Origin of the sequence: Actinoplanes sp. NPDC000266 (assembly GCF_042899005.1) — a bacterium.
In the GTDB taxonomy this organism is placed as follows: domain Bacteria; phylum Actinomycetota; class Actinomycetes; order Mycobacteriales; family Micromonosporaceae; genus Actinoplanes.
In genome coordinates this window covers 821,497-846,979 of sequence record NZ_JBIAZI010000003.1, presented here as the reverse complement: position 1 = coordinate 846,979, position 25,483 = coordinate 821,497, and the positions used below count along the sequence as shown (strand labels likewise).

Here is a 25,483-nt window from a genome sequence, read left to right as displayed (position 1 = left end):
TTCAACCTAACGGGACGAGGCGTCGCGCGCGCGGTGGAACTCGCTGCGGCGGCGGCGCTTCTCGGCGTACATGGCGGCGTCGGCCCGTTCCAGGGCGTCGGCGAAGCCGTCCTTCGGGACCACGGCGGCCCAGCCGACCGAGGCCGCGACCCCGGCCACCTCCAACTCCAGGTCCACCCGGGCCATGACCGTCTCGGCGTCGGCCTCGGTGCACTGCGGCAGCAGCACGCCGAACTCGTCGCCGCCGAGCCGGGCGACGACGTCGGTGTCGCGGACGGCGCCGGCCAGGGCGGTGGCGGCGGCCCGGATGTACGCGTCGCCGGCCGCGTGCCCCTGGGCGTCGTTGATCGCCTTGAGCCGGTCGAGGTCGACCATGGCGATGACGGTCGGGTCGGCCAGCCGCTGGTACAGCGTCTCGGCCCGGTCGAGCAGCCGCTGCCAGGCCCGGCGGTTGGGCAGCGCGGTCAGCGCGTCGGTGTCCGCGCTGACCTGCTCGCGCAGCAGGGCCCCGGCCGAGCGGTCCTGGGCCCGGTCGGCCGACAGGGCGGCGGTGAGCAGCTGGCCGAGCAGGGCCAGCAGCGGCTCGGCGCCGGCCATCCGCGGATCAGCGGTGTGGCTCTGCGGGTCGAGGCCGCAGATCGCCCCGAAGACCGAACCGTCGGGTTCGGTGATGACCGCGCCCGCATAGGTGTTGATCTCGATGAGTTCGTTGACGCCCGCGGCGGCGTACAGGGGAATGGTTTGTGCCTCGACGGCGACCGCCGGCGTCTCGCGGGCTGCCATGTGGACGCAGAAGCTCTGCTCCCAGGGGTGGCTCTCGCCCTGCCGGAGTCCGTAGCCGTTGTCGGCGTCGAGGTAGAGGTAGGTCTGGCGGCCGTTCTCGACGCGGGTGACCGCCCAGAAGGCCAGCGGCATGTGCTCGTGCAGATAGTCGAGCACCAGGCGGGCGGCCCGGGCGAAATTGCCGGCCGGGGCCGGCGCGGGCGCCGAGGACGGCACCGCCCGGCGCTCTGTGGTGACCTTGGGTGGCGGCTCCTGGTCCGGCTTGGGAGCGGTCGTGGCGTCCATCGGCAGCGTGAACGTGAAGCGGGAGCCGCCGCCGGCCGGGTTGTCCGAGGCCTTGATCGAGCCGCCGTGCCGCTCCACGATCTTGAGGCAGATGCCGAGGCCGAGGCCGGTGCCGCTGTATCCGGCGCCGCGATGGGCCCGGTGGAAGTTCTCGAAGACGCTGTCCTGCTGGTCGGCCGGGATCCCGATGCCGTTGTCGTCGAGCGTCACGGTGACCATGTGGTCGGCCCGCGACGCCCCGACCGTGATCTCCGGGGTGACGCCCGGCGCCGTGTACTTGATCGAGTTGCTGATGAGGTTCTCGAGCAACTGCCGGGTCAGGACCGGGTCGGCGTACGCCGCGCCGAGCTCGCCGATGTGGAAGGACGGCTGCGGGGCGCCGGTGCTCTGGGCCTGGTCGATCCGGGCGATCGCGATGTCGTTGACCACCGCGCCCAGGTCGACGACCGACGGCGCGATCGAGGCGTCCCGGGCCGTCGTGTACGCCAGCAGGTCGTTGATCATGTCGCGCATGCGTGTCGACGCCCGGCGGATGCGGCGGATCCCGTCCTCGGCCTCGGCCGTGGCCGGATGATCCGGGAAGTCGGTGAACGCCTCGGCCAGCGCCTCGCTCCAGCCGTCGATCGTGGCCAGGGGATTGAGCAGGTCGTGGGCGACCACCCCGGCGAAGTTGGCGAGCTCGGTGCGGTGCCGGCGCTCGGAGGTCACGTCGTGGAAGACAGTCACCGCGTAGCGGCCGCCGCCGGTGGCGGCCGCGATCGGCGTGGAGTTGACGCTGAGGATCCGCCCGTCCGGCAGGGCCGGGTTGCGGATCAGCAGGTCCATGTTGCGCACCTCGGCGCCGGCCAGGGCCCGCCGATGGGGCAGGTCCTCCGGCTCCAGCGCGGTGCCGTCCGGATGGAACAGGCCGTAGTAGTCCGGGTGCCGCATCAGGTCGGTCGGGCTGACCACGCCGCCGACCAGCCGCCGCACGGCCGGATTGCGCAGCAGGATGCGGCCCTGCTCGTCCATGACGGTCAGGCCCTCGCTCATCGAGTCGACGATGGTGGTCATCAGCTTGGCCTGCGCGGCCGCGGCCTCCTCGGCCGCGCGCAGTTCGCGCAGGATCGTGTTGCGCTCATCGCGGCCGAGGGCCAGAGCCAGACCCACGACCGCGATCATTCCGACGTACGCCTGAGCGACCAGCGCCCGGGCCGGATGCGAGCCGATCAGCGCGAACGGGCCGGTGCCGCCGAGCGTGTAGAGCACCGCGACGGCACCGAAGGCCAGGTCGTGCAGGATGACGAAGCCGGTGTGCAGGCGGGTGCCGGCCCAGACCGTCATGGCGATCAGTGAGAACGCCAGCGGCAGCCGGTTGTCGGTGCCGAAGACGGCCGTGTACGCCGCGATCGACAGCACGATCACGGCGATGTACTCGAGCTGTTTGCGGGGTGGCAGATCCGTCCAGATCCGGCGCAGCGACGGGGTGCGCCGCTGGTGGACGAGATAGCCGACGCGCAGCCCGGCGGCCCCGATGAGCAGGATGCTGACCGTGTTGCGGGTGAGCCACACCGCGGTGGCCGGCCCGGAGTAGACGCCGTTGACCGCCCACACGCCCGTCGGCCCGATCAGCGCGCCGACGGCGGTGGCCACGAACGACGCGGCGACCAGGCGCCACAGCTCCTGGGGCCGGGCCAGCGGGCGGTCCCCGCCGCCGCCCCACAGGCTGGGCAGCCATCGCCGGAAGAGGGTGACGAACAGGCACGCCTGGGCCAGGTTGGCCACCACGAACCACGCGGCCAGCGACGCGGGCGCGCCGGTGGCCGTGTTCACGCCCATCGTGACGGCGGCCAGGGCGAGCCCGTCGATCCAGCGCCAGCGGGAGCCCCACTGGGCCAGGAACCAGATGGCCGAGACGCCGGCCGCGGGCCAGACCATGCTCAGGTTGGTCTCGTCCAGCACCGTCATGCGGCCGACGTACGTGGCGGCCACGTACAGGACGGTGAACAGGACAGTACGCAGCAGCGAGGCGCGCAGCGTCATGCCCGCACGCAGCTCAGCCATCAGCGCACCGCCCCCTCACAAGGTCCTATCGACCCGCTCCGCGTTTCGATGAGCGGCTGCGGCAGGTGCGTTCTGTGCTACACCGCGTGCATCAAGTCCTAACGTCCGCTCTCAGCGACGACACAGGATGTGATCCGGAGCGGAAACACCGCCGAAACATCTTCCCCCGTACCGATGCGCCGCAAAGCCATAGACAGGGGCAAATGTGAAACGTATCAAACTCATCATGGCTGTCGTGCTGATCGCCGTCGGCGTGCCCACCCCGGCCGAAGCTCGTCCCGGCGGCGGGTTCGCCGCCCCGCCGACCGCGGACCGGCCCTTCTACCGTTTCTGGACCACCGGTGGGCTGATGACACCGGACTCGGCCGCCGCCCAGGTCGCTCAGATGGCCGCCGCCGGCGCCGGGGGAGTCGAGTACAACCAGGTCTCGCTCGGTGCGGCCGCCTACGATCCGGCCCGGCACGACTGGACCAACGACTCGTGGGCGACCGCCATGAAGGCCACCTTCGACGCCGGCCGCCGCGAAGGCCTCCAGGCCGACCACATCTACACGCCCGGCTGGTCGGCCGGCACCACGACCGTCTCGCCGGACGGGCCCGGCTCCGACCAGAAGATCGCCTTCGCCCGGCAGGTCGTGCCCGGCGGGTCCACCTTCGCCGGGCCCGTGCCGGCGCCGCCGTTGCCGGCCGGGGTGACCAAGCGGACGTTGCAGGCCGCGGTCGCCTATCGCTGCGTGGCCACCTGCGCCGAGGCCGTGCCGCTCCTGCGTCCCGGTTCGGCGGTCGACCTCGCCGGCAAGCCGAGCTGGACCGCGCCCACCGGCGGCACCTGGGTCGTGATCGGCAGCTGGATGATGGGCACCGGGCACACCGTCGGCCTGGCCGGCACCGCCCGGACCACCTATCTCGTCGACCACTTCTCGCTCGACGGCATCAACGCCGTCAAGCGGTTCTGGCGGGACGAGGTCCTCACGCCCGAGCTGGAGAAGTCGATCCGGTCGGCCGGCGGATCGCTGTTCTTCGACTCGCTCGAGCTCAACAGCTCCGGCGCCCAGGTGCTGCACTGGACCCCCGGCTTCCTGCGGGAGTTCGAGCGCCGCCGCGGCTACTCACTCGTGCCCTATCTGCCGGTCGTCGCGGTCAGCGACCCGGCCTACGACTTCCCGGGCGACACCGGCGACCGGGTCCGCGAGGACTACCGCGCCACGCTCAACGAGCTGTTCCGCGACCACCACCTGAAGCCACTCGCGGCCTGGGCCCATCAGCGCGGCCTGACGCTGCGCGGCCAGCCGTACAGCTCGTGGGGACCGTCCCCGGTCGACATGCAGGAACTCGCGGGGCTGCTCGACGTGGCCGAGGGCGAGGACCGCTCGTTCACCAGCGGCAGCGACGTCAACCATCTGGAGAACCGCTCGTCCGACGTCTGGCGGGCCCTGGCCGCCTCGGTCGCCCAGGCCGGGCACAACCTGCTCTCCACCGAGTGCTGCGCCGAGGGGCAGGCCCACCGCTATCCGCGCGCCACCCTGCTGTCGCACGTCAACCAGCAGCTCGTCACCGGGGTCAACATGATCGTCTGGCACGGCTGGGGCGACACGACGCCGGGCGCGGCCCGCGCCTGGCCCGGCTTCTCGTTGTTCAACGGCGGCGTCGCGGACGCGTACGGCCCGGTCAGCCCCACCTGGTCCGGCGACAGGACGATCAACGACTACGTGGCCCGGCTCCAGACCGTGCTGCGCCGGGGAGATCTGCGCGACGACGTGGCGATCTACCGGCAGGGCGGCGGGCACAGCCTGTCCGGCGCCACGGGCGACCTCTACTTCACCGACCAGTCCCTGGCCCGGGCCGGTTACACCTACGGCTTCATGGGCCGTACGCAGGTGGCCGACCGCGCCGCGACCGTGCGGAACGGGAAGCTGCTGTCGCTGGGCTACAAGGCCTTCGTCCTGAACAACACCCCCAACGTCAACTACGAGACCACGCTCGACCTGGCCACCGCCACGAAAATCCTGTCGTGGGCCCGGGCCGGCCTGCCCGTCGTGATCGTGGGGGAGACCCCCTCGCGGGTGCGGGGTCTGGCCCCGGGCCAGGACGCGCGGCTCCGCGCGGTGATCGGTCAGCTCCTGGCTCAGCGCACCGTACGGGTGGTCGACCGCGAGGCCGCCGTGACCGGCGCCCTGGCCGGGCTGGGCGTGCGGCCGGCAGCCTCGTTCGCGCAGCCGTCGCCGTTCCTGAACCTGCGGCGCACGACCCGCGACTCCGACTACTACTTCTTCTGGAACAACAGCGCCACGCGGGCCACGTCGACGGTCACGCTCACCGGCCAGGGCCGGCCCTTCCGGTACGACCCCTGGAGCGGCACGGTCACCCCGATCACCTCCTACACCCGGGTCCCGGGCGGGGTACGCCTCGACATCTCGGCCACCAGCGGTAACGGGGTGCTGGTCGCGCTCACCAAGGGCAACGAGGACACCGTGCGCACAACGTCGCCGTGGATCTCCACCGGCACCGGCACAGTCTCGCCGTCGTGGACGCTCGCCGTCACCTCGTACGAAAAGGGTGCGACGCCCGAGACGACGACCAGGCGGGCGCTCCCGCCGGTCGCGCTGACCGGCCCCACCCTGCCCGACTGGCAGCGGATCGCGGGCCTGGAAACGGTGTCGGGAACGGCCGTCTACAGCACGGCGATCACCTCACCGCGCGGCGGAAAGGCGCTGCTCGACCTCGGCACGGTTCTCGGCACCTATGCGGTCGAACTGAACGGCCGGAAGCTGCCGCCGGCCGACCTCATGGACCCGTCGGCGATCCAGGTGTCGCTGCGCCGAGGCGAGAACACGCTCCGGGTCCACGTGGCGACATTGCTCGGCAACGCGGCCTACGGCTCACGGCAGCCCTACGGCCTCATCGGACCTGTCCGGATCCATTGACCATTTCCAGGAAGGGAAACGCATGCGTAAACGTCTGATCGGCGGGGCGGCGGTGCTGGCGCTGTTCGCACCGTTCTTCACGCCCGTGGCGGCACAGGCCGCCGTGGACTGTTCGACGGTTCCGTGGATGAACAAGAGGAAATCGCCCGAGCAGCGGGCCTCGGCCCTGCTCGCGGCGAGCACCCAGCACCAGAAATACCGGTGGCTGGTGGAACAGCCGGCGAACAGCCCCACCCAGACGGAATGGCAGGGCGGGGTCGTCTATCCGGTGCAGGTGCCGTGCACGCCGACCGTGGTCTATTCGGACGGCCCGGACGGGGTGCGTTTCACCCCGGGCGTGACCGCTTTCCCGGCGACCATCGCGCAGGCGGCCACCTGGAACGAGTCGCTGGCCTACGCGAAGGGGAAAGCGCAGGCGGCCGAGGCGTTCGACAAGCAGAAGAACGTGCTGCTGGCGCCCGGGCTGGCCAGCGGCCGGACACCGCTGTCGGGCCGGACGCCCGAATATCTGGGTGAGGACCCGCTGCTCACCGGGCTGATCGCGGCAGCCGGGTCGCGCGGCATCGAGCAGGACGACCGGGTGCTGGCCACGCTCAAGCACTACGTCGCCAACGAGCAGGAGACCGACCGGCAGACCAGTTCCTCGAACGCGTCGGAACGGACGCTGCGCGAGATCTACGACCTGCCCTTCGAGATCGCCGTCGACCGGGGCGCGCCGTCGAGCGTGATGTGCTCGTACAACCAGATCAACGGCACCTATGCCTGTGAGAATCCGCGCCTGAACGGCGTACTCAAGCAGGACATTGGGTTTGATGGTTATGTCATGAGCGATTTCGGGTCGGTGCACTCGACCGCGGCCTCGCTCATGAACGGAATGGACCAGGAGCTCAACCGGCCGATCTGGTTCACCCCGGCCAGGCTCGACGCGGCGCTGGCCGCGGGGGAGATCACGCAGAAGCGGATCGACGCCGCCGCCTTCCGGGTCGTACGGTCGTACATCAAGGGCGGTCTTTTCGATAATCCGCTGCCGGCGGCCCCGGTGGCCGACGCCTCGACGGCGGCGCACAAGGCTGTTGCCTTGAATGTCGCCCAACAGGGATCGGTCCTGCTGAAGAACAACGGGCTGCTGCCGCTGTCACCGCGCAAGGGTGACGAGATCGCGGTGATCGGGCCGACGGCGTCATCCACGCCGACCAATGGCATCAGCGCGAGTTCCGTCTGCTCGCTGCCGTGGCGATTCGGCAATCCGACCACGCTGCAATGCGAGGACCTGGTATCGCCGGAAACCGCCATTCGCGACCGGGCGGCCCGCGCCAAGGCGTCGGTCACCTTCAACAACGGCAGCGACATCGCGGCGGCCGCAGCGGCGGCCGCCTCGGCCGACGTGGCCGTCGTCTTCGGATATCAGCGGGCCGGCGAGTTCACCGACCTGGCCGACCTGCGGCTGCAGGGCAACAGCGACGCGCTGATCGCCGCCGTGGCCGCGGCCAACCCCCGCACCGTGGTGGTCCTGCAGACGGGCAGCGCGGTCGAGATGCCGTGGATCGCCCGGGTGCCGTCGGTGCTGGAGAACTGGTACGGCGGCGAGCAGATGGGCCCGGCGATCGCGTCGCTGCTCTTCGGCGACACCAGCCCGTCCGGCAAGCTGCCGATGACCTTCCCCAAGTCGCTCGCGGACACCCCGACGGCCGGCAGCGCGGCGCAGTACCCCGGCGTCCTCGACGCGAACGGCATCCGGCAGGTCGACTACAACGAGGGCCTCAAGGTCGGCTACCGCTGGTACCAGAGCGAGGGCATCCGCCCGCTGTTCCCGTTCGGGCACGGCCTGTCCTACACGTCGTTCGCCTATTCCACGCCCAAGGTCACCGTCTCTCATGATTTGAGGATCAAATTCACGATCAAGAACACCGGCCGCCGTACGGGCACTGAGGTGGCCCAGGCGTACGTCTCGCTGCCCGCCGCGACGGGCGAGCCGCCGTCCCGCCTGATCGGCTGGGAGCGGGTCACCCTGGCTCCCGGACAGCAGAAGACGGTGGAAATCAACCTGAGCCGCTCCGACCTGTCCGACCTGCACCTGCTCCAGTACTGGGACTCGTCCCGCTCGTCGTGGACCACCGCCCGCGGCGTCTACGGCGTCAGCGTCGGCGGCTCCTCCGACGCCAAGGCGCGCACCTCGTTCCGCATCCGCTGATCGACAGGGTGGGGCGGCCCCGGCCGCCTCACCCTATTGTCGTCCCATGGCATCGCTGCGCACCGAAGACTGGGACGCCGGAGTGGGCGCCCGCACCCGCCACGAGGGCGACGAGTTCATCGACCTCGACCTGTGCGAGACCACCCTGGAGGGCGTCGAGTTCGACAAGTGCACGTTCCGCAACGCGCGCCTCAACTGCGCGGTGATGACCGACGTGGCCTTCCTCAACTGCACGTTCGTGGCCTGCAACTTCTTCGACGCCGAGTTGACGAACTGCAAGCTCGTCGGCAGCACCTTCGACCGCTGCTCCTTCGACCTGGCAACCGCCGACGGCGGCGACTGGTCGTTCACCTCGCTGCGCGCGGCCGACCTGTCCACGGCCACCCTGACCGGCCTGCGCATGCGCGAGGCCGACCTGACCGGGGTCCGCGCCCAGGGCGCCACCCTGACCGGCCTCGACCTGTCCGGCGCCCAGTTCCACCAGGCCGACCTGACCCGCGCCGACCTGCGCGGCAGCGACCTGAGCTCCCTCGACCCGGCCACTACAGCGATCCGCGACGCCATCATCACCTCCGACCAGGCGGTGACCATCGCGTCGGCCCTCGGCCTGGACGTGCGCGCGGCCTGAGGACAAGCCATGGCATCATGCTGGGCCATGGATCATCAGGGGCGGTTCCATGAGGCGGCGCGGGCGCTGGACATCCCGGAGGACGAGATCCGCCGGTTCACCGGTCATCTCCGCCTGACGATCCGCCTGACCGGCGGTTCAGAGCCATCTCCGGCGGGCGCCGACCTGCCACTCGTCCTGTCCGTCGACTGTGCGTCCCTGCCGAGGGTCGACGGGTTCGCCCTGCCGGCTTCGGGCTCGCTGCTGTTCTTCCTGGACCACGAGAACGACCATCTGGCCGCCGCCACCGGCTCACAGGAGTATGCGCGGGTCGAGCACACCCTCGACGCCGGCGCGGAGCAGCACACCGGCGCCACGCTGCGCGCGGAACTGCCCGACTGGTTCGACCCTGATATCGAAGAGGAAGACCTGTCCCTGTTCGAGCAGCAGCGAGCGGAAGACCTTCATCGCGACCTGCCCCACCTGGACGAGCTGATCGCCCTGGCCGACGACCTGTGGCCGCCCGACGGAAGAATGGCCATCGCCCACCTCGGCGGCTACGTCGACGACGAGGTGATGACGAGCATCGCCGAGCAGACCGCGACCGACGTGCCGACCGCGAGGTGGTACTCCCACGTGGAAAAGGAGAAACATCGCCTGGCGAGCGAGTGGCTGACCCTGGCCCGTTTCCCCCTGCCCGGCGGGTATTACTACGGGAGCTTCGTGATCCGCCACGACGACCTGGCCGCGGGCCGCCTGGACCGGGCGTACTCGGTGACCACGTTCAGCGAGTAGAAGTCAGCTCTGGCGGGTGCCGTCGAGGCTCTCGCGGATGATGTCGGCGTGCCCACCGTGCCGCGCGGTCTCCTCAATCATGTGGAAGAGCACGTACCGCACATTGCACTCGATGATGTCCGTACGCGCGCAGGGGCTGTCGAGATCCATGGAGGCGACGACGGCGCGGGACTCCTCGATCTGCTCGCGGTAATAGCCGACCCAGTCGTCCACTGTGTCACTCTCGCCGACCTCGAGGTCGGCGTCATAGGGCTCGGGCATGACCGCGGGCCAGTCCTCGGGCAGTTGACGCCCGGCCATGACCACCTGAAACCAGCGTCGTTCCCAGGTGGCCGCGTGCTTGATAAGCCCGAGCAGCGAGAGCGAGCTGGCGCTGGCCGCTTTCCGCGCCGAGACATCATCAAGCCCGTCCAGCGTCTCGATCAGCATTTTCCGCTGAGAGTCAAGAAAGCCTTCAAGAGCTTCCCGTTCCGACCTGTACGCAACTCGGGTGTCCCGGTACTCCGACATCCGAGGAAGCTAACAGACGGACTTCGAAGTCCCCTTCAGTCCGCAGTCGAACCGCCTGGCTTTCCGATGAACCGCAGGCCCATGTCTTCGTCTTCAGCGGGGCCGCCGGGGACGTCTACGTCCAGATCCTCCTCCTGCCCGACGAGTACGCGGAGGACCCATGGACCGGCGCGAAACACAAGTGGCCCGCGATGTCGATCGCTTCCTACGCAAGCTGATCGGCAACATCGAGGAACGGGATTGGAACGAAGCGGCGGCCAAGCTGGGACGGCTGGCCCACCATGAGTTCGAGGATTACACGCACTGAAGGTCGGCCGCTGAGAAGCCCTCGGAGAGTCAAGGCCTCTTGTCGGCCTTGCGGCGCTTCTCCTCGGCGTCGGCGATGCCGTGGGCTACGGCCGTTCGGATCACCCGGTACAGGACGGCTATGCCGAGCAGCGTGAGCAACAACGATCCGATGGTCTCCCCGTCCATGACATCAGACTAGATGATCATGGTCGGCTTTCGGGTGGGGCGGCGCTGTCGTCGCGGGGCAGAATGGGAGCGGTGCGTGTATTGATCGTGACGGCTGGGTCCCGGGGCGATGTCGCTCCCTTCACCGGGCTCGGGCAGCGGCTTCGGCGGGCCGGGCATGACGTGGCCCTGGCCGCGCATGAGCGGTTCGGTGGGCTTGTGCGGGAAGCGGGGCTTGAGCATCGGGCGCTGCCGGGGGATCCGGTCGAGCTCACCCGGGCCCGTACGGCGGCGCCGTCGCCCGAAGCGGCTCGGGCGGTGTTCTCGGGCTTTCTCGATGAGCTGGGGGACGGGGTCGTGGCTGCGGTCGGGGCTGGGGCCGATGTTGTGCTCAGCGCGTTCGGGCCGGCGCCGCTCAGCCGGGCCGTGGCCGAGCGGGCCGGGATTCCGAGCGCGGGGGTCTATCTGGCGCCTGGTGTGCCGACCGCGGAGTTTCCGCCGCCCGGGTGGCCGGCGGGCGGCGGGGTCGACAATCTCGCGGCCGGGCGTGAGGTGCTGGAGCGGACCGGGTCGCTCTACGCCGATGTGCTGCTGCGCCTTGGCCTGAGCGTTTCGGATCAGGACTGGCCGATCTTCCATGGTTACAGCCCGGCGGTGGTTCCCCGGCCCGCCGACTGGCCGGCCTCGGTGCGCGTCACCGGCTATTGGTGGCCGGCTTCGCCGCCGGGATGGCGTCCGCCGCGAGAGCTCGCCGACTTTCTTCAGGCCGGGCCCCCGCCGGTGTTCATCGGGTTCGGGAGCATGACGCCGGAACCGGAGCGGCTCTCCGCGCTGGTCGCGGCGGCGGTCGAAAACGCCGGCGTGCGGGCCGTCGTTCAGGCCGGGTGGGCCGGGCTGGGCGCTGGGGGAGAGAACATCCTGTCGGTCGGCGATGTGCCGCACGAATGGTTGTTTCCCCAGGTGGCGGCGGTCGTCCATCATGCCGGGGCGGGCACGACCGGAGCGGGGCTCCGCGCCGGGGTGCCGGCGGTGGCGGTGCCCGTGCTCGTGGATCAGCCGTTCTGGGCGGCGCGGCTGCACGAACTCGGGGTGGCGCCTCGTCCGCTGCCCATGAGAGAGCTGACGGCCGGCGCGCTCAGTGACGCGCTCCGCGAATGCCTCGACCGGCCGGGCTATCGCGCGCGGGCCGCCGAGCTCGCCCTCCTGATCGGCGCGGAGGACGGCCCGGCGGCGGTGATCGAGTTTCTAGAGCGCCTCTGACCCGAACCAGCGGGCCAGATGGCCGTCCAGGTCCCGCTGGTCGTCGCCGATCCAGGCGACGTGGCCGTCGGGGCGGACCAGGGCGCCCGGAATGTCCAGGCCGGCGAGAAAGTCCAGGACGCCCGGAACGTCCGGCGCAGCAAGAGCGTCCGGCGCGGCAAGAGCGTCCGGGGTAGCCAGAGAGCCCACATAGTCGACCCGGTCCGACCACCCGCCCACGGTCAGGCGGCCGGTGCGATCGAGCAGCAGACCGCGGCCGTTGTGCATGCGGGCGTAGACGTTGCCGACGTCGGGCAGGCGGCGGCCTAGCAGGTCGGGGCCCTCGCCGAAGTCGTACCGTACGCCGATGGCGCTGATCTGTTCGAGCAGGTAGCGGTTCACGTCGTCGAAGTCCATCAGCTTGGTGAACAGCCGGCGTAGGGCCTGCGCACCCGGCTCGGTGGACAGCAGTGCGGTCTGGGCGCGGGTGTTGTCGAGCACCTCGGCCGCGACCGGGCGGCGTTCGGCCTCGTAGGTGTCCAGGAGAGACGAGGGCGCCCAGCCCCGGATTCGCGCGGCCAGCTTCCAGCCCAGGTTGAACGCGTCCTGAAGGCCCAGGTTGAGGCCCTGCCCGCCGATGGGCGGATGGATGTGGGCGGCGTCGCCGGCCAGCAGGACCCGGCCCACCCGGTAGCGGTCGGCCAAGCGGGTCGCGTCGCCGAAACGGGACATCCAGCGCGGGGAATGTATGCCGAAATCGGTGCCCGTGAGGGCGTACAGCTGCTCCTGGAAATCCTTGAGAACGGGCGGCTCGGAATGGTCGCTGACACCGGCCGCGGGGACGATGACCCGGTACAGCCCGGCGCCCGCCGGTCTGATCTTCACGCGACGGTCCGCCACCTCGGACGGGGGCGTTGCCAGCGCCATTTTGCCCATCAGTGTGTCGTTGCGGGAGGGCTCGCCGGGGAAGCCGACGCCGAGCAGTTTGCGAATCGTGCTGTGCGCGCCGTCGCAGCCGACGAGATAGCGTGCGCGCAGCCGTTCGCCGCCGGCCAGTTCGGCGGTCACCCCGTCGTCGTCCTGGTCGAGGCCGACGACCGTACAACCGCGCCTGAACTGCGCGCCGAGCCCGATCGCGTGCTCGGAGAGCAGGCCGACGACGACCGGCTGGGCAATGCCGAGCAGATAGGCGTACGGCGAGTCCAGGCCCCCGGGCGCGGGTTTGTCGATGGCGGCGAAATAGGCGCCGGCCGGGCGCCGCCGCCCATGGTCGCGAATGCGGTCGAGCAGCCCGCGCATCGCCATGAGCTCGAGGCTGCGGATGTGCAGGCCGACGATGCGGGCGGACGAAACGGGCTCGGTCTCCTTCTCCAGAACCAGAACCCGTACGTCGTGCAGCCGCAGTTCCGCGGCCAGCATCGCGCCCGCCGGGCCGCCGCCGGCGATGATCACGTCTTGCATCAATGGTGCCTTTCGGGAGGGCAGAACGCGCTCCCGGCGACGTCTATGTCAATCGCCCGACCGTGACGGCAAGGGGGAGCGCCCACAGCATTACAGCGTTCATGGGTCTCACCTCCTCGGCCGGTGTCGCGGTCAGGGTGCAAGCTACCGGTCCGGCCGTCGTCCAGTCCACTCGGCCTTTTTGGGGAATTGACATCCATCATTTTGATGCCGAGTATTGGGAGCGCTCCCAAGCGGATGGAGGCGGTTGTGCGTTGGTATCGGCGTGTCCTGACCGGCACGGTTCTGGTGATGGCGGCGGCTACCGTCGGTGGTGTGCCGTCGGGGGCGAGCGCCGCGGCGGAGAGCGCGGTCCGGGTCGACGTCGACGCCCGGGCCGGCCTGGCCCGAGTCGGCGATGTCGCGCTCGGGGTCAACCACGCGATCTGGGACTCGCAGCTCGGCACGCCGGCCGTGGCCGACCTGCTGGGGGACGCCGGGGTTCAGATGGTGCGCTACCCCGGGGGTTCGTACGCGGACATCTACCACTGGAAGGACCACACCGCGCCCGGCGGATACGTCGCGCCGGACACCGACTTCGACACCTTCATGGCGGGGGCGCGCCGGACCGGCGCCGAGCCGATGATCATCGCGAACTACGGGACGGGCACGGCGCAGGAGGCGGCCGACTGGGTGCGGTACGCCAACGTCACCAAGGGGTACGGCGCCAAGTACTGGACGATCGGCAACGAGAACTACGGCAACGGGCACTACGGATCGGCCTGGGAGGCTGACGACCACGCCGACAAGAGCCCCAAGGAGTATGCGGCGCACGTGGTGTCGTACGCCCAAGCGATGAAGGCCGTTGATCCAACGATCAAGATCGGCGCCGTGCTGACCATGCCGGGCAACTGGCCCGACGGCATCGTCGCGGCCGGTGACGAGGGCAGCTGGAACCAGGAGGTGCTGACCCGGGCCGGCGCGGCCATCGATTTTGTGGACGTCCACTGGTACCCGGGCGGCAGCACGCCGGCCGAGGCGCTGACCAAGACCACGCATATTCAGGACGCCGTTTTTCTCTTGCGGCAACAGATTCGGTCGTACGCCGGTGAAGGCTCCGAAAGAATCAAAATCAGCATGACCGAGACGAACGTCGACGTCGGGCGCAATACGCAGCCGGGCGCGCTGTTCCTGGCCGACGTCTACAGCGGCCTGCTCGAACAGGGCGTCTTCACGGTGCACTGGTGGAACGTCCACAACGGCCTCGGCACCGTCTCCGAAGTCGCAGGCCACACCGACTACGGCGACTATGGCCTGCTTTCCAGCGGTAACTGCACGGCCGACAACTCAGTCTGCCAGCCGCCGATGAACACGCCCTTCGCGCCGTACCACGCACTGTCGCTGATGGGCGACTTCGCTCGCACCGGGGACCAGTTCATCGGCGCCGGAACCAACGACGAGCTGGTCAGCGCTCACGCCGTGCGCCGCGCCAACGGCGACCTGGCCGTGCTGCTGATCAACAAGGACCCGTCGGCCGGCCGCACGGTGGCGCTGAACTACCACGGATTCACCCCGGCCCCGGGCGCGCCGGAGGTCTCCTCGTTCGGCAACGGCGACGACGCGATCACCACCGGCGGAAGCGGGCAGACCCTGGCGCCGTACGAGATCAAGCTCGTGACCCTGCACCCGGCCGGACCCACCGTGGCCGGGCCGAAGGCGCCGGCCCAGCCGACGGCGACCGTGACCGACCGCACCGCGACGATCTCGTGGCCGTCGGCCGGCGCCGGACTGAAGTACGAGTTGTTCCGCCAGAACGGCGGCGTGAGCGAGCAACTCGGCGAGACCACCGCGACGTCGTTGACGGTGCGTAATCTCGAGCCGGGCCGCCGTTACACGGTGAACGTGCTGGCCCGTGACGGAGCGGGACGGCAGTCGGCGAGCTCACCCCCGGTGACGTTCACGACGGGCACCCCGGCGTCCTCGGCCTGCACGGTCAAGTTCCGCGACACCAACGACTGGGGCAACGGCTACGTGGGCTCGATCGACATCACGAACAACGCGGCGGCCCCGGTGAACGGCTGGACGTTGACGTTCACCTGGCCCACCGCATGGCAGTCGGTGAGCAGCGGCTGGAGCGCGTCGTGGGAGCAGACCGCCCGCACGGTCCGCGTCACAAGCGACGGCAGCCTGGCCGCCGGCGCGACGGCAACGGTCGGTTTCGTCGGCGCCTACAGCGGCCCGAACGTGCTGCCAACGGCCTTCACACTCAACGGAACGGTCTGCACCAGCGTTTAGCGGCCCCGGATTCTCGGCCGCGGCCAGAATGCGCTGGACATCCACTCAGGTCAAAGGCACGAAGGAACTCTGGTAGCGCCAGTGCATCGCGTGGGTCGGGGCGGAGAGCACCCTTCCGTACAGCTCCGATCGATCCTGGGAAGCGGGAACCGGAGCCAGCGGACGGCCGTGTGCCAGCGCGGTGAGCACCTGCGACGCGTGCTCCTCGGCCAGGATGGCGCGGAACACCGCCTCCTCCAGCGTCGCGCCCACGATGACGGCGCCGTGCCAGCGCAGCAGCGCGATCGCCTCGTCGCCGAGGATCTCGACGAGGCGGCGGGCCGCCGGCCGGTCACGGACCAGGTCGGGCTCCTCCCAGAGGGGCATCCGCCGCGGCCAGAAGGCGGCGTGCATCATCAGCAGGTCGCCCGGCACCTCGGCCAGGGCGCTCAGCGCGACCAGCGACGGCGAGTGCACGTGGATCAGTGACCTGATCGCCGGGTTGAGGCGGTGGGCCTCCGAGTGCATGTGCAGCTCGAGCGGCCGCCCCGGCTCGAAGTCGTCGTCGAGGCCCAGCTCGAGGACGTCGGCCGGGCGCACGCGGTCCTTGCGGACGCCCGCGCCCGGGCAGATCAGATAGCGCGAAGGGTCGTCGGTGAGCAGGCTGACGTGCCCGAACATGCCGACGAGCCGGTGCTCGGCCAGGATGCGGGTCGCGGTGGCGAGGTCGCTGCGCATGCGCCGAAGCGTAGGCCCGCCGGCGATGTCCGGGTTGCACGCTAAGAGTTCGGGAACGGCGCCCGGTCCTGCTGGCACACGGTGCCCTTCGGGGGCAGGGCGCCGCCGATCAGATACTTCGTGTACCAGCCGGTGACGCACGCGCTGAAGCTGCTCGTGTGGCCGAAACCGGTCATCGTCAGCAGGCGGGCGTTGCCCAGCTCGCGCTCCATCCGCTGGGCGAAGGCGTAGCGCGTCGCCGGGTCGTACGTCGGGTTGACCAGCAGGACCGTCGCCGACGTCTTCCTGTCCCACGGGCCGTTGTAGCGCTCGGTGGTCCGCGGCCAGTTCGCGCAGCCGACCTCGCCGAACGCCTCGGCCCGCCCGAACGTCGGGTGCGCCGCCTCGAACACCTTCGCAATGCCGGGATAGACGGCCGGATCGCGCGGCAGCGGCGCGTCGGCGCAGTTCACGGCGTAGAAGGCGTCGTTACCGGTGTACGAGTACGCGTCCGGCAGACCACCGCGGGCGGGCGGCGCCGTGATTTTCCCGGGGGACACGCGAAGCGGCGTGGGCGCCCCGGTGATCGTGTCGTACGCGAGCCGCAGGATCTCGGCCGTCTCCGGGAAGGACGCGATGTCGTACATGCTGGAGGAGATGTAGCCGGTGAAGTCGTCGAGCGTGACCTCGCCGTATCCGGGAAGCGTCACCGGGCCCTGCCGGAAGCGGAGCCTGACCTTCTCGTACTTCGCCCGGGCGTCACCGGACAGCGCGCAGGCGGGGCCGGCGGCGTCGCACGCGCGCAGGAAGCCGGCCAGGGCGATCTCGAAGCCGCCGGCGCGGTCGAACTTGTTGGCCAGGCGCCGGTTCGCGCGCTGGTCGGGGTCGACGTTGCCGTCCAGCACGACCGCGCGGACCTTGCGCGGGAACAGGTTGACGTACGTGGCGCCGAGGTGGGTCCCGTACGAGTAGCCGATGTAGCTCAGCCTGGCGTCACCGACCGCCTGCCGCAGCAGGTCGAGGTCCTTGGCGACGTTCAGGGTGCTCATGTGCGCGAGCAGCGGGCCCGCGTCGCGCTTGCAGGCCTCGGTGTATTCGTAGTTCGCGCGCAGCGTGCTCGCGATCTCCGGCTTGCTCAGCGGGACGAGCTTCATCCGCGCGAGCAGCGCCTCGGCCTCGGCGTCGGTGGCGAAACACTGCAGCGGGTCGCTGGCCCCGATGCCGCGCGGGTCGAAGCCGACGATGTCGAAGCGGGCCAGCACGTCGGCCGAGACCAGCTGATCGGCGACGGTGACCATGCCGCGGCCGGCGCCGCCCGGTCCGCCGGGGTTGACGAAGATGGTGCCGATGCGGCGGGCGGGATCTCCGGCCGGGCGGCGGGCCAGCGCGATCGTGGTGGTGGCCCCCCGGGGCCGGTCGTGGTCGAGCGGCACCTGCTCGGTTGCGCATTGGTAGCCGGCGAGTTCCTCTTCGGCGCAGGCGGTCCAGGCGAGCTTCGGAGCGGCCTGCACGGCCTGGGGCGCGGCGACGAGGGCGGACAGGACGGCGAGTGCGGTGGCGACCTTCGACAGTTTCATCGTTCCTCCCGCGGGCCATCGTTTCATGACATCGACCTTGATCGTTGTCCCGTTGGTGGCGTGACCGCCGTCTCGCGCACGCATCAGCGCCGGTGCGCCCGGGTACAAGCAATGCCGTACAGGTCAAGATCAAGATCTAAGGTTCTGGAGGTACGTCATGAGCGACGCCGCCGAGAAGCGTGAAGAACTCGAGGAACTCGCCAAGGAGCGCGTCGAGGATCTGCCGGGCGAGACCGCGCTCGGCCACCGTGACCCCGAGGCGGGCGGCGAGGGTGACCCGCAGGACTACGAGGGCAACCGCGACGTGAAGCTTCCCTGACGCTTCTCTCAAGGTCGCCGGGGGCCGACCGATACAGGCGGCATGGTTCTCCGGCACTCAGGTCAGCCGTCGGCCGCCCTGTCCTCCCGTCTGCTCGACGGTCAGGCACAGGGCGGTGGCGTGCTGGACAGGCTCACCCGGCTCGCGTCGCGCCTGCTGGGCGCTCCCGTGGCAGCGGTGTCACTGGTCGGCGACGACCGCCAGGTGTTCCTCAGCGCGGTCGGCGAACCGCCCGGGCTCGCCTATTCGCCCTGCCGGCACGTGGTCGAGGCCGACGCGCCGCTGATCATCGGTGACATCCGCGCCGACGGGCGGGTCCGCGACCGGGCCGAGCTCACCGCGCTCGGCGTCGCCGCCTACGCCGGCTATCCGCTGCGCTCCCCGCGCGGCGAGACCCTCGGCTCGTTCTGCGTCATCGACGTCGAGCCCCGCGACTGGACCGCCGAGGAGCTCTCCACCCTCGGCGACCTGGCCGCGGCCGCCGAGTCGGAGCTGGCCGCCCGCCTGGCCGACACCGAGATCCGCACCCGGGCCGCCCGCGCCCAGGCCCAGCTCGACACGGCCAAGGCGGTCACCGCCGACGGCCTCGAGGCCCGCTTCCGCTCGATGTTCGAGTCGTCGCCGATCGGCGTGGCGCTGGTCGGGCTGGACGGCTCGTTCCTGCGCGTCAACGCGGCCATCGCCACCATCACCGGATACAGCCTGGACGAGCTGCTCGCCAGCAACTTCCAGTCGCTCACCCACCCGGCCGACCTCGAGGCGAGCCTCGACATGGTGACCCGGATGGTCGCCGGCGAGGCGCACACCATGCGGGTGCACAAGCGGTACATGCGCAGGGACGGCACCCCGGTCTGGTGCATGGTCTCGGTGGTGCTGCTGCGCGACGACGAGAACCGCCCGCTCCAGTTCCTCATGCAGATGGTCGACATCGACGTCGAACGGCGCAGCCAGGACCAGGCCGAGGCGCTGGCCGCCCGCGAGACCTACCGGCTGCGGACCACGATCAGCATCCAGCGGGAGGTGGCCGCGGCCGCCTCCGACCGCGGCGAGGCCCTGCGGCTGATCGCCGAGCGGACCCTCACCGCCATCCCGGCCGACGGCGCCGTGGTCGGCCTCGTCCACGGCCCGGTGCTGCGCGCCGCGGCCAAGGCCGGCTCGCTGGCCAACCGGGAGATGCCCGAGGCGCCGATCGCGAATTCGCTGTCCGGGGTGGCCGTGCGCACGCGGACCACCCTGCGCTGCGACGACACGACCGAGGACCCGCGGGTCGAGCCGGCCATGTGCGAGGCGCTCGGCATGCGCTCGCTCATCATCGCGCCGCTGCTGGTCGACGGAAATCCGGTCGGCGTCCTCACCGTCTCCAGCGGCCGCCCGAACGCCTTCGACGAGGCCGACGAGCAGCAGCTCACCCTGCTGGCCGACGCCCTGTCGGGCGCGCTGCGCCACGCCGAGGAGGCCGAGCACCGGGCCCGCCTGCTGCGGCAGGCCAACGAGGCGGTGGCGGCGTTGCAGGACAGCGAGGCCCGCTTCCGGTCGGCGTTCGACAACAGCCCGCTCGGCATGGCCCTGACCAGCCTGCGCCCGGACAACCTGGGCGTCGTGCTCCAGTCGAACGCGGCCATGGCCGCGATCACCGGGTATTCCATCGAGGACCTGGTCGGCGGGCACGTGCACCAGTTCCACCACCCGTACGACCACGCCGAGACCGACCGTCACCTGGCCGCGCTGTGCGCCGGCGACGTCGACACGGCGATCGTCTCCAAGCGTTACCGGCACGCCGACGGCCACCTCGTCTGGGTGCAGATCCATGGCGCGGTCGTACGGGACGAGGCCGGCGTCCCGCACTATCTGATCACCCAGGTGCAGGACGTGACGGCCAGCCGCGCGATCGACGAACAGCTCCGCCAGCGCGCCCAGCTGCTCGACCTCACCCAGGACGCGGTGATCGTGCGCGACCTGAGCGGCCGCGTCCTCTACTGGAACCCGGCCGCCGAGCGCGTCTACGGCTGGCCGGCCGACCTGATCGTCGGCCACGACCTGGACAACCTGCTCGGCACCGAGTTCACCGACGGCGCCGACCGCCGCTCGGTCACCGACGCCCTGCTGAGCGACGGCCTGTGGGCCGGCGAGATCGACCACAAGCGCGCCGACGGCCGCCGCGTGCGGGTGCTGTCCCGCAAGGCCGTCCAGTGCGACTCCGAGGGCAACCCGTTCGCCATCCTGTCCATCAACACGGACGTGACGGCCAGCCGCGAGGCCGAGAAGGCCCGCGACGCCGCGATCGCCGACCTGAACGAACGCAACCAGCAACTGGAGGACGCCAACCAGCTCAAGCAGGACCTGATCGGCATGCTGGGCCACGAGATCGGCAACCCGCTGTCGTCGATCCTCGGCTACACCGAGACCATCGCGGACACCTGGGACGTCCTGCCGGCCGACCGCCAGCGCGCGATGCTGGCCGCCGTCGACCGCAACGCCCAGCTGCTGAACGGCATCGTCCGCGAGGTCCTGGCCATGGTCACCCTGGACGCCGGCAAACTGACGGCGACCCCGGAGCCGGTCAAGGTGCGTTCCCACCTCGAGGCCGCGGTGACGACAACAGATCCGGGTGTACGGGCTCTGGACCGTTTCGGTTCGTCGAGCCGCATCCAGGCCCGCATCGACTGCACGGAGACCCTGAGGGTGTCGGTGCAGCCCGGCCACCTGGACCAGATGCTGACCAATCTGATCTCCAACGCGGCCAAGTACGGCGGAGGAGCAACGGCGGTGACCGCCGAGACCACCGAGGGCCAGATCCGCATCGTCGTCCGCGACGGCGGCCCCGGCGTCCCGGCCGAACTCCAGCCGAACTTGTTCAGCCGCTTCGCCCGGGCCGAGTGCACAGCCCGAACGGTGAAGGGCACAGGCTTGGGCCTCTACATCGTCCGAGAGCTGGCCCGGGCAAACGGCGGCGACTTGCGCTACGAGCCGGCCCCCGGCGGCGGTTCCATGTTCGTGATCACCCTGCCGGTCGCCGACTGACCACAACCCTTGTGGGCACCTCGTTCTGGCTGCTGGAGCCACTAAACTCCGGGATGTGACCGGCTTCCCCGACGAAGCCGAATCAACCGTCCGGAGGTCATGGCGGGAGGTCCGATGAGGGAGTTCTCCAGCAGCCCCGAATACTGGGACGATCACGAGGGTGGGGATCCTCACGAGGAGTTCAACTCGTCAGACCTGGTCGCGAACGCGATCCCGCCCTCGCCTCTCGTTGGCTGGCCGGCCACCATGCGGCCGGTAGAGCACTCGGAGGAACCGGCACCAGGCGTCGATGAGCTCGGCTTCATCGATGGAGAGCCTCCCCTGGAGGTGAGCGACGAACCGCCGGTTCGGGGCGCAGAGTATGCGCGAATCGGCGAACTCGAAGAGCCGGAAGAATCGCCGGCAGGTCTGCTCGACGACCGCGCCCAAGCGGAGGTTCGTGCTGAGGTGCACGAGGCTTCTGGCGAGGAGCCGGAGGTTCCGGATGAGGGGCAGGAGGTCGCTGCCGAGGGGCGGGAAGTTCCGGTTGAAGGGCGGGAACCTCCCCTCGAAGAGCGGGAGGTTCCTACTCAGGGGCCAGAGCCGATCGAGGACGAAGCGCTTGAGCGAGTTCGGCCGGATTTCTTCAGGGAGCTTCGGCAGGAGGCGGACGCCAGCTTCACGGCCGAGAACTGGGAGCGGGAGGCCGAACGGCAGCGCGAGATCGAAGGGCAGATCGAACGGGTCGGGGTGCTGATCGACAAGGTGATCGCGCTTCCTTTCGTACAGGACCGCAAGGAACTGGCCCAAGAGCTCAAGACGTTGAGCGGCACTGACCTACGGCGATGCCTGGAGAAGATCGGCGACACGTTGGAAGCGCTGGCGCCGCCGCGGGCGAAGGTCGTGGCGGCACGCGACCCGGCGGAGCAAATCGAGCTTCTCGAGCGGTCGGTTCGCGAGGTCGAGAAGCTCGGGTCACCGACGATCGTGGTGATGCCGGCGCCGGACGGCCGGGTCGAGGGCCGGATGCCTCAGCGTGAGGTGACCGACGTCGAGGTGGTGAAATCGCGCGGGGTGATGTTCGGAGCCGACGCGACATTGGACATCGTGCATCGATGCGAAGTGCAGAGCCCGGTCATCGAGATCGCCGCGCTCATCGACTCGGCCGACAACGGCGCGTCCTGGGAGGCTTTGTGCTGCGAGCCTCCGCCTGGATCCGCCGAAGGGCGCGCCGCCGCCGGCGTCCGGCCTCGGATCGTCGATTGTCAGGCCGTGTCGATCGGCGACAACAACACTCAGCGGAACGTTTTCGAGCATCGGATCTCTGACTGTGAAGTCAACGTGGGCGTGCTGCTGGCCGACCACGACATCCGTGAGGCGCTCGAGGCGTACCGGAACGAGACCCTGAGCGATCGTGAGCGTGCACAGGCCCGGGAGCAACTGCGGCGGATCGTCACGCGGGTCGTGAATCTCACCGACGCCAGCGCGCTGATCCCGGACGAGACGCTCACTCGGGACGCCTCCGAGGCCGCCGCGCGACCCGATGTGCGAAGCCGGGAAGCCGGGATCCGGGTCATGCACGGCATGGGCGTCGCGATCGGCTGGGGTACGACGGTCAGCAGTCGTACGGAGACGAAGATCGGCCGGTTCCAGATCCGCTGACCCGGGTCAGTAGTGGGCGAGAACCTGGGTCACCGGATGTCCCAGCACGGAACCGATCGCGGTGAGCTCCGCGGCGCTGAGCTCCCACTCGCGGCGTGACCAGTTCCGGGCGCTGACCTCGAAGCGTGCGAACCCGATCGGGGCCTCGAAGCGAAGGTCGGTGAGGGCGAGCGCGGCCGAACAGCACGGCGTCGTCACACCCAGGTCGTGGACGGTCGGCACGCCGGGCAGCAGGCTCCAGAACCAGTTCAGGCCGATCGCCTCGTCGCAGCGGGGGCAGAAGACGTCTTCCATGTACTCGCCACCGTCGATGACGGTGATGTGGTCGTGGAACACCGGGTCGACGGACTCGACGTGGTCTCCCGGGCCTTTGAAGAGGCTGGTGACGTATGCCGCCGCGGCGGTGGCCGCCTCTGTCGTGGGCTGCCACTCGGGATCGGTGGGGATCACCCGGATGGAGAGCTCGCTCATTTCGTCCTCGGTTCGGCGGGACCCGAGTCTACGAGCCGGTGATGGGCGCGGCCATAATCACCGGTCTGGGATGGGCGATCGTGGGGGCTCGGAAATGGCGTCCGGCAAGGAACTGGTCAGTGTGGATCCGACCGTCATGGCCTGGGAGGACGGGGAGCGGGAACGCTGGCTGGCCCGGGCCGCCGCGCTCGATCACGGCCGTGCGGAGGACGACTGGGCGCGGGAGGCCAACAGCGCCGACCGGCTCTCCGATCTGCTCCCCGTTCAAGTTCCCTGGCTGTTCGCGAAGGGGCCCGAACCGGCGGCCCGGGCGATGCTGGCCGGGCCGATGATGCTGCGGCAACGGCAGCGGCTGGACATCGGGCGGGTGGCGATCGCTCGGTTCGAGCTGGGCGCCCTGGAGCTCGCGCTTCGTGAAGCGGGGGAGAGCCCCGACCACCTCGGCCTGCTTCTGTTGCCCTTCCGGGGGCCCGAACCGGCCGCTCTGGTGGCCGGATGGCTGCGGCATCTCGGCTCGGCCCGGCTGTGGGCGCGGCTCTGGCTGCACCGTCATGCCGAAGCGGCGGCCCGGGCGCTCGGCCCGGTCGCGCTCGGCAAGCCCGGCAAGGCACGCCAGAACGCCGAGGACGCGCTCCGCTACCTCGTGGACACCGGGCACGAGGTCACCATCGCCGGAGGTGGTAAGGCCGGCCGCGGAAGGAAGACGCCGGAGTGGACGCTGCCCGAGCTGCGCCGGGCCGGCGGCGGCGTCCTCGCCGAGGACCAGGTGGCGCGACTGGTCGAGGCGCTGACGGAGCTGCGGCTGGAAGACCCTCCGGAGCCTGCCCCCGGCGATCCCGTGGGCGACGGCCTGCCCCTCGTGGTCGAGTCGTCGGCGGCCGCGCAACCCGGGGTGCGGGCGCCCAGCCCCGAGGCGGCGGCGCTCCTGGCTGCCTGTGACCGGGGGAGCCTGGCCGAGTTCGGGCGGGCCCTGCTCGATCAGTGGCTCACCGCCGACATGCCGGCGTCGGAGGCGTGGGTGGTTCTCGCGCAGGCCCACCTCGGCGACGACGCCACCATGGACCGGCTCGCTCCTCTGGTGCGCTCGTGGCCGGCCCGCAGCCGGTGGGCGCGGGCCATCGACGGGCTGGCCGTGCTGGCCACAGCCGGCACCGATGTGGCCCTGCGCCATCTTCTCGCCATCGAGGAGGGCATGTCCGGTGGGCCGACCAACGACCGCGCCCTCATCTATCTCACCCAGGCCGCCGCCCGCCGCGGGCTGTCCGTCACCCAGCTGGCCGATCGCCTCGCCGTCACCCACGGGCTCGATCGCGGGATCACCCTGGACTACGGCCCGCGCTCGTTCACCGTCGTCGTCGACGACCATCTCACCCCGCACGTCCTGAGCTCCGACGGCCGCCGCCTCGCGCGGCCTCCCAAGCCCGGCGTCAAGGACACCAAGCCCGAGAGCTTCCAGGATTTCGTACGCCTGAAGAAGGAGCTCCGCCTCACCGTCTCGGCGCAGACCGCGCGCCTGGAACGCGACATGCTCGCGCACCGGGCCCGCCCGGCCACCGACGTGACGGCGCCGCACCCGATCCTCGGGCCCCTCGCCCGGCGGCTCCTCTGGGGCGAGCCCGGCCGCCGGCTGCGGATCGCGGAGGACGGCAGCTTCGCCGACGTGCACGACACGACCGCCGCGGTCGACGGCGATGCCATGCTCCGCCTCGTGCACCCCGCGGAGCTGGAACCGGCCGAGCTGGCCGACTGGCGGCAGATCTTCGCCGACTACGAGATCCTGCAACCGTTCCCGCAGGTCCACCGCCCGTTCGTGGCCCTGACCGGGGCGCAGCGGGCGGCGACGAGCCTCCCCGGTTTCGGCCCGGTCGCGACCGGCGCGGTCGTGGGGCTGCTGAACCGGGGCTGGCTCGGCAACGGCTACCACGCGGGCAACCGGCTGAACACGCACACCCAGTTCACCCACGCCCTGCCGGGCCGGATGGTGCTGGTGATCGAGGTCGATCCGGGCGTCACCACCTCGGCCGTCAACACCGTCGACGAGCAGCGGGTGACCGAGGTCTGGGTCGACGATGCCCGCTCCGACCACTGGCAGGTCGCCCGGACCACCCCGATGGGCGCGTGCGACGCGGCCGCCCTGTCCGAGTTGCTCGTCGCCCTAGACGCAACCCTCCGGTTGCGATAGCTTGAGTAGCAA

General features: G+C 70.5%; 18 protein-coding genes. 11 read left to right on the top strand and 7 right to left on the bottom strand.

The features are described 5' to 3' along the window. Positions 1–6 precede the first annotated feature (6 nt). A complete protein-coding gene (locus ACFY36_RS15360) occupies positions 7–3,111 on the bottom strand; it encodes a diguanylate cyclase domain-containing protein (protein WP_499746587.1) in 3,105 nt (1,034 codons plus the stop codon). A gap of 226 nt (positions 3,112–3,337) precedes the next feature. Between ACFY36_RS15360 and ACFY36_RS15355 the strand changes: the two genes are divergently transcribed. The 4 genes from ACFY36_RS15355 to ACFY36_RS15340 are packed head-to-tail and all read left to right on the top strand — an operon-like array spanning position 3,338 to position 9,627. Further along, a complete protein-coding gene (locus ACFY36_RS15355; protein ID WP_499746586.1) occupies positions 3,338–6,034 on the top strand; it encodes a glycosyl hydrolase in 2,697 nt (898 codons plus the stop codon). Between the two features lie 22 nt (positions 6,035–6,056). Continuing rightward, on the top strand, positions 6,057–8,225 hold the full coding sequence (locus ACFY36_RS15350) for a beta-glucosidase (protein ID WP_499746585.1): 2,169 nt from the start codon (positions 6,057–6,059) through the stop codon (positions 8,223–8,225). 46 nt (positions 8,226–8,271) lie between these two features. Beyond that, positions 8,272–8,853 carry a pentapeptide repeat-containing protein gene (locus ACFY36_RS15345; protein ID WP_499746584.1) on the top strand — a complete coding sequence of 194 codons (582 nt, stop codon included), beginning with the start codon at positions 8,272–8,274 and terminating at the stop codon, positions 8,851–8,853. Between the two features lie 27 nt (positions 8,854–8,880). Continuing rightward, entirely contained in the window at positions 8,881–9,627 is a 747-nt protein-coding gene (locus tag ACFY36_RS15340) for a DUF1963 domain-containing protein (RefSeq protein ID WP_499746583.1), read from the top strand. 3 nt (positions 9,628–9,630) lie between these two features. Here the strand turns inward: ACFY36_RS15340 and ACFY36_RS15335 are convergent, their stop codons facing one another. Then, positions 9,631–10,137, bottom strand: coding sequence for a DinB family protein (locus ACFY36_RS15335; RefSeq protein WP_499746582.1), 507 nt, complete (start codon positions 10,135–10,137; stop codon positions 9,631–9,633). Positions 10,138–10,297: 160 nt separating this feature from the next. Here ACFY36_RS15335 and ACFY36_RS15330 point away from each other — a divergent pair, with 160 nt between their 5' ends. Continuing rightward, positions 10,298–10,444, top strand: a complete 147-nt coding sequence (locus ACFY36_RS15330; RefSeq protein ID WP_499746581.1) for a hypothetical protein — start codon at positions 10,298–10,300, stop codon at positions 10,442–10,444. Positions 10,445–10,473: 29 nt separating this feature from the next. On the opposite strand, the gene ACFY36_RS15325 is transcribed toward ACFY36_RS15330, so the two are convergent. Next, complete coding sequence (locus tag ACFY36_RS15325) at positions 10,474–10,611, bottom strand: hypothetical protein (RefSeq protein ID WP_499746580.1); 138 nt, start codon at positions 10,609–10,611, stop codon at positions 10,474–10,476. Positions 10,612–10,683: 72 nt separating this feature from the next. Here ACFY36_RS15325 and ACFY36_RS15320 point away from each other — a divergent pair, with 72 nt between their 5' ends. After that, the gene (locus ACFY36_RS15320) at positions 10,684–11,850 is read left to right on the top strand and encodes a glycosyltransferase (protein ID WP_499746579.1); all 1,167 of its coding nucleotides are present in this window, start codon (positions 10,684–10,686) and stop codon (positions 11,848–11,850) included. Here the strand turns inward: ACFY36_RS15320 and ACFY36_RS15315 are convergent. Continuing rightward, positions 11,836–13,290, bottom strand: a complete 1,455-nt coding sequence (locus ACFY36_RS15315; RefSeq protein WP_499746578.1) for an FAD-dependent monooxygenase — start codon at positions 13,288–13,290, stop codon at positions 11,836–11,838. The two genes, ACFY36_RS15320 and ACFY36_RS15315, sit on opposite strands and share 15 nt — an antisense overlap. Positions 13,291–13,527: 237 nt before the next feature. On the opposite strand from ACFY36_RS15315, the gene ACFY36_RS15310 reads away from it, so the two are divergent. Then, positions 13,528–15,564: a cellulose binding domain-containing protein gene (locus ACFY36_RS15310; RefSeq protein ID WP_499746807.1), complete on the top strand. Its 2,037-nt coding sequence runs from the start codon at positions 13,528–13,530 to the stop codon at positions 15,562–15,564. 45 nt (positions 15,565–15,609) lie between these two features. Here the strand turns inward: ACFY36_RS15310 and ACFY36_RS15305 are convergent, their stop codons facing one another. After that, positions 15,610–16,281 (bottom strand): class II aldolase/adducin family protein, encoded by a 672-nt coding sequence (locus ACFY36_RS15305; protein ID WP_499746577.1) that lies wholly within the window; start codon positions 16,279–16,281, stop codon positions 15,610–15,612. 41 nt (positions 16,282–16,322) lie between these two features. Continuing rightward, positions 16,323–17,837, bottom strand: a complete 1,515-nt coding sequence (locus ACFY36_RS15300; RefSeq protein WP_499746576.1) for an alpha/beta hydrolase — start codon at positions 17,835–17,837, stop codon at positions 16,323–16,325. 157 nt (positions 17,838–17,994) lie between these two features. On the opposite strand from ACFY36_RS15300, the gene ACFY36_RS15295 reads away from it, so the two are divergent. The 3 genes from ACFY36_RS15295 to ACFY36_RS15285 all read left to right on the top strand — a co-directional run bounded on the left by ACFY36_RS15295 (position 17,995) and on the right by ACFY36_RS15285 (position 22,818). Further along, entirely contained in the window at positions 17,995–18,156 is a 162-nt protein-coding gene (locus ACFY36_RS15295; protein WP_498686777.1) for a hypothetical protein, read from the top strand. Positions 18,157–18,198: 42 nt separating this feature from the next. Next, a complete protein-coding gene (locus ACFY36_RS15290; RefSeq protein ID WP_499746575.1) occupies positions 18,199–21,177 on the top strand; it encodes a PAS domain S-box protein in 2,979 nt (992 codons plus the stop codon). Positions 21,178–21,291: 114 nt separating this feature from the next. After that, positions 21,292–22,818 (top strand): hypothetical protein, encoded by a 1,527-nt coding sequence (locus ACFY36_RS15285; protein WP_499746574.1) that lies wholly within the window; start codon positions 21,292–21,294, stop codon positions 22,816–22,818. Positions 22,819–22,824: 6 nt separating this feature from the next. Here ACFY36_RS15285 and ACFY36_RS15280 read toward each other — a convergent pair whose 3' ends face one another. Next, complete coding sequence (locus ACFY36_RS15280) at positions 22,825–23,289, bottom strand: hypothetical protein (RefSeq protein ID WP_499746573.1); 465 nt, start codon at positions 23,287–23,289, stop codon at positions 22,825–22,827. 70 nt (positions 23,290–23,359) lie between these two features. Between ACFY36_RS15280 and ACFY36_RS15275 the strand changes: the two genes are divergently transcribed. Continuing rightward, positions 23,360–25,471 carry a DUF4132 domain-containing protein gene (locus ACFY36_RS15275; protein WP_499746572.1) on the top strand — a complete coding sequence of 704 codons (2,112 nt, stop codon included), beginning with the start codon at positions 23,360–23,362 and terminating at the stop codon, positions 25,469–25,471. Positions 25,472–25,483: the final 12 nt, after the last annotated feature.

Bases quoted from the DNA above. Each gene is read 5' to 3' on its own strand.
- ACFY36_RS15275 (WP_499746572.1), top strand. From the start codon at position 23,360: ATGGGCGATCGTGGGGGCTCGGAAATGGCGTCCGGCAAGGAACTGGTC.
- ACFY36_RS15340 (WP_499746583.1), top strand. From the start codon at position 8,881: ATGGATCATCAGGGGCGGTTCCATGAGGCGGCGCGGGCGCTGGACATC.
- ACFY36_RS15325 (WP_499746580.1), bottom strand. From the start codon at position 10,611: ATGGACGGGGAGACCATCGGATCGTTGTTGCTCACGCTGCTCGGCATA.
- ACFY36_RS15335 (WP_499746582.1), bottom strand. From the start codon at position 10,137: ATGTCGGAGTACCGGGACACCCGAGTTGCGTACAGGTCGGAACGGGAA.
- ACFY36_RS15345 (WP_499746584.1), top strand. From the start codon at position 8,272: ATGGCATCGCTGCGCACCGAAGACTGGGACGCCGGAGTGGGCGCCCGC.
- ACFY36_RS15290 (WP_499746575.1), top strand. From the start codon at position 18,199: ATGGTTCTCCGGCACTCAGGTCAGCCGTCGGCCGCCCTGTCCTCCCGT.
- ACFY36_RS15285 (WP_499746574.1), top strand. From the start codon at position 21,292: ATGAGGGAGTTCTCCAGCAGCCCCGAATACTGGGACGATCACGAGGGT.
- ACFY36_RS15295 (WP_498686777.1), top strand. From the start codon at position 17,995: ATGAGCGACGCCGCCGAGAAGCGTGAAGAACTCGAGGAACTCGCCAAG.
- ACFY36_RS15315 (WP_499746578.1), bottom strand. From the start codon at position 13,290: ATGCAAGACGTGATCATCGCCGGCGGCGGCCCGGCGGGCGCGATGCTG.
- ACFY36_RS15300 (WP_499746576.1), bottom strand. From the start codon at position 17,837: ATGAAACTGTCGAAGGTCGCCACCGCACTCGCCGTCCTGTCCGCCCTC.
- ACFY36_RS15305 (WP_499746577.1), bottom strand. From the start codon at position 16,281: ATGCGCAGCGACCTCGCCACCGCGACCCGCATCCTGGCCGAGCACCGG.
- ACFY36_RS15330 (WP_499746581.1), top strand. From the start codon at position 10,298: ATGGACCGGCGCGAAACACAAGTGGCCCGCGATGTCGATCGCTTCCTA.
- ACFY36_RS15310 (WP_499746807.1), top strand. From the start codon at position 13,528: ATGGAGGCGGTTGTGCGTTGGTATCGGCGTGTCCTGACCGGCACGGTT.
- ACFY36_RS15355 (WP_499746586.1), top strand. From the start codon at position 3,338: ATGGCTGTCGTGCTGATCGCCGTCGGCGTGCCCACCCCGGCCGAAGCT.
- ACFY36_RS15350 (WP_499746585.1), top strand. From the start codon at position 6,057: ATGCGTAAACGTCTGATCGGCGGGGCGGCGGTGCTGGCGCTGTTCGCA.
- ACFY36_RS15360 (WP_499746587.1), bottom strand. From the start codon at position 3,111: ATGGCTGAGCTGCGTGCGGGCATGACGCTGCGCGCCTCGCTGCTGCGT.
- ACFY36_RS15280 (WP_499746573.1), bottom strand. From the start codon at position 23,289: ATGAGCGAGCTCTCCATCCGGGTGATCCCCACCGATCCCGAGTGGCAG.